The organism is Pseudomonas sp. IPO3774 (assembly GCF_013386835.1).
Lineage (GTDB): Bacteria > Pseudomonadota > Gammaproteobacteria > Pseudomonadales > Pseudomonadaceae > Aquipseudomonas.
In genome coordinates, this window is the sequence record NZ_JACAQY010000081.1 from 1 (window position 1) to 2,499 (window position 2,499).

Below are 2,499 nucleotides of genomic sequence, written 5' to 3' on the forward strand. Positions count from 1 at the left end.
GATCGCGATTGATTGCGCCAAGGAGCAGGGTTTGAACCTGCCGATGGTCAAGTAAACCAGGCAGGCAGTTGCACCCTTTGCTTCATGGACGTCGGGCAGGTTGAGACGGATTTCAAGGTTCCGGTGCTTTATGTGTTTTCGGTAGGAGTGACTTGATGAGTCTCATGCAGATGCTCAGTTTTGGCGACACGGGTTGGGGGATGGCCTTGCTCAAGGCCGCCCTCATGACCGTGTTGTTGACCCTTGCGGCGCTGGTGGTCGGTGCGCTGGTCGGCAGCCTGGTGGCCATGGCCAAGCTTTCCAAAAAGCGTGCCTTGCGATACCTGGGGGATGCCTATTCCATCCTGTTCCGGGGGATTCCGGAGCTGTTGGTGATCTACCTGTTCTATTTCGGCGGTGCCAGTGTGGTGACGGCCGTCAATCACTGGTTTGGCGGTGAAGGCTATGTCGATGTCCCGCCGTTCATGGTGGGGGCCATCGCCGTCGGATTGATCTCGGCGTCGTATCAGGCTGAGGTCTATCGCGGTGCCTTTATCGCGGTGGCCAAGGGTGAGCTTGAGGCAGCACTGGCGATCGGCATGAACCGCGCAACGCGGATTCGCCGGGTGCTGATCCCGCAGATCTGGCGGTATGCGCTGCCGGGCCTGGGCAACGTCTGGCAAATGAGCCTGAAAGACTCCGCGCTGATTTCGGTGATTGGCCTGGTGGAACTGATGCGCGCCAGCCAGGTGGCGGCGGGTTCCACGCGCCAGTACTTCACGTTCTACATCGTCGGCGGCGTGTGCTACCTGATTCTGACCGGGCTTTCGGGCCGTCTTTTCAATATTGCCGAAGCGCGCGTACAGCGTACGCAGCGGCGCAATCCTGCACAGTCGTGAGAAGGGACCGTTTGCCATGATCGATTTCGCCTTTCTTGCCGACACCATGCTCAAGTTGCTGGGTGCCTTGCCCATCACCCTGGCCTTGTTTTTTTCGTCCCTGACCCTGGGGTTGCTGCTGTCGCTTGGCGTGGTGTCCATGCGCGTCAGCCGCTGGCCATTCCTCAGCTATCCGGCGCGTTTCTACATCATGCTGTTTCGCGGCACGCCGCTGATGATCCAGATGTTCCTGATCTATTACGGCCTGGGGCAGTTCCCGGCGATTCGCGACAGCTTCCTGTGGGTGGTGTTGAGGTCGCCTTATGGCTGCGCCGTGGTCTCCCTGGCGCTGTGCACCGCCGGTTACACCGCTGAAATCATTCGCGGTGGCCTGCTGAGCGTGCCTCAAGGGCAGATCGAAGCGGGGCAGGCGGTAGGCATGGGGCGTTGGACCCTGCTGTGGCGAGTGATCGGCCCGGTCACCTTGCGCCAGGCGCTTCCGGCCTATTCCACCGAGGCCATCTTGCTGGTCAAGTCCACCGCGCTGGCCAGCCTGGTCACCGTGTGGGACGTCACCGGCGTGGCGCAACAAATCATCCAGCGTACCTACCGCACCATGGAAGTGTTCATTTGTGCGGCGTTGATCTATCTGATCCTGAATTTCCTGGTGGTGCGTGTGGTGGCCTGGATTGAACATCGTCTGTCGCCCCATCTGCGTGAGCGGCCGAAAGACGTGCCGGTCAAGCAAACCCCCGAACCTATTTCTCATTCCTGATTGCAGCGGAGCTTGTCATGAGTACTCAGATTCAGAGCGCCCTTACGGTTAACAACATTCACAAGGCTTTCGGTTCGGCACAGGTTCTCAAGGGGATTTCGCTGGAGGCTCACAAAGGTGACGTGATTTCCATCCTCGGTGCCAGCGGTTCGGGCAAGAGCACTTTCCTGCGTTGTATCAACCTGCTGGAAACCCCGGACGAGGGCAGTATTGTGCTCGACGGCGAAACCATCGAACTCAAGCGCCAGCGCAACGGTCGGTTGTTGCCTGGCAGCACGCGGCAGGTGGAGACCATGCGCAGCAAGCTGGGCATGGTGTTCCAGAGTTTTAACCTGTGGTCGCATATGACGGTTTTGCAAAATGTCATCGAGGGGCCGATGCGGGTGCTCAAGCGTTCGAAGGCCGAGTGTGTGGAGGAAGCTGAGCAACTGCTGCACAAGGTGGGGCTTTATGATCGCCGTGATTATTACCCGGCGCATTTGTCGGGTGGGCAGCAGCAGCGGGTGGCGATTGCCCGGGCGTTGGCGATGAACCCGCAAGTAATGTTGTTTGATGAGCCGACGTCGGCGCTGGACCCGGAGTTGGTGGGGGAGGTGTTGCGGGTGATGCGGTCGCTGGCCGAGGAAGGGCGGACCATGTTGGTGGTGACCCATGAGATGGGGTTTGCGCGGCATGTGTCCAATCGGGTGGTGTTTATGGCCAATGGGTTGATTGATGCCCAGGGCACCCCGGCGGAGTTGTTTGAGGGGTTGCCGACTGAGCGGTTTCGGCAGTTTGTATCGAGTCATACGCAGCGTAGTGCGGAGTAGTGGAGTGTTAAAAGCAAAGGCAAGATCCAGAGCGAAGGCAGAGCTGCTTTTCTGTAGG

At 59.3% G+C, this 2,499-nt stretch carries 3 protein-coding genes; all 3 read left to right on the forward strand.

Annotated features, from left to right (window positions below; all coding sequences use genetic code 11):
- Nucleotides 1-155: 155 nt before the first annotated feature.
- Genes HYE77_RS32345 through HYE77_RS32355 form a run of 3 tightly spaced genes read left to right on the forward strand, consistent with a single transcriptional unit; the run spans nucleotide 156 to nucleotide 2,441 of the window.
- Complete coding sequence (locus tag HYE77_RS32345; RefSeq protein WP_003220032.1) at nucleotides 156-878, forward strand: ABC transporter permease; 723 nt, start codon at nucleotides 156-158, stop codon at nucleotides 876-878.
- Between the two features lie 16 nt (nucleotides 879-894).
- Nucleotides 895-1,632 (forward strand): ABC transporter permease, encoded by a 738-nt coding sequence (locus tag HYE77_RS32350; RefSeq protein ID WP_003220033.1) that lies wholly within the window; start codon nucleotides 895-897, stop codon nucleotides 1,630-1,632.
- A gap of 17 nt (nucleotides 1,633-1,649) precedes the next feature.
- Complete coding sequence (locus HYE77_RS32355) at nucleotides 1,650-2,441, forward strand: ABC transporter ATP-binding protein (RefSeq protein WP_003220035.1); 792 nt, start codon at nucleotides 1,650-1,652, stop codon at nucleotides 2,439-2,441.
- The last annotated feature ends 58 nt before the right edge of the window (nucleotides 2,442-2,499 follow it).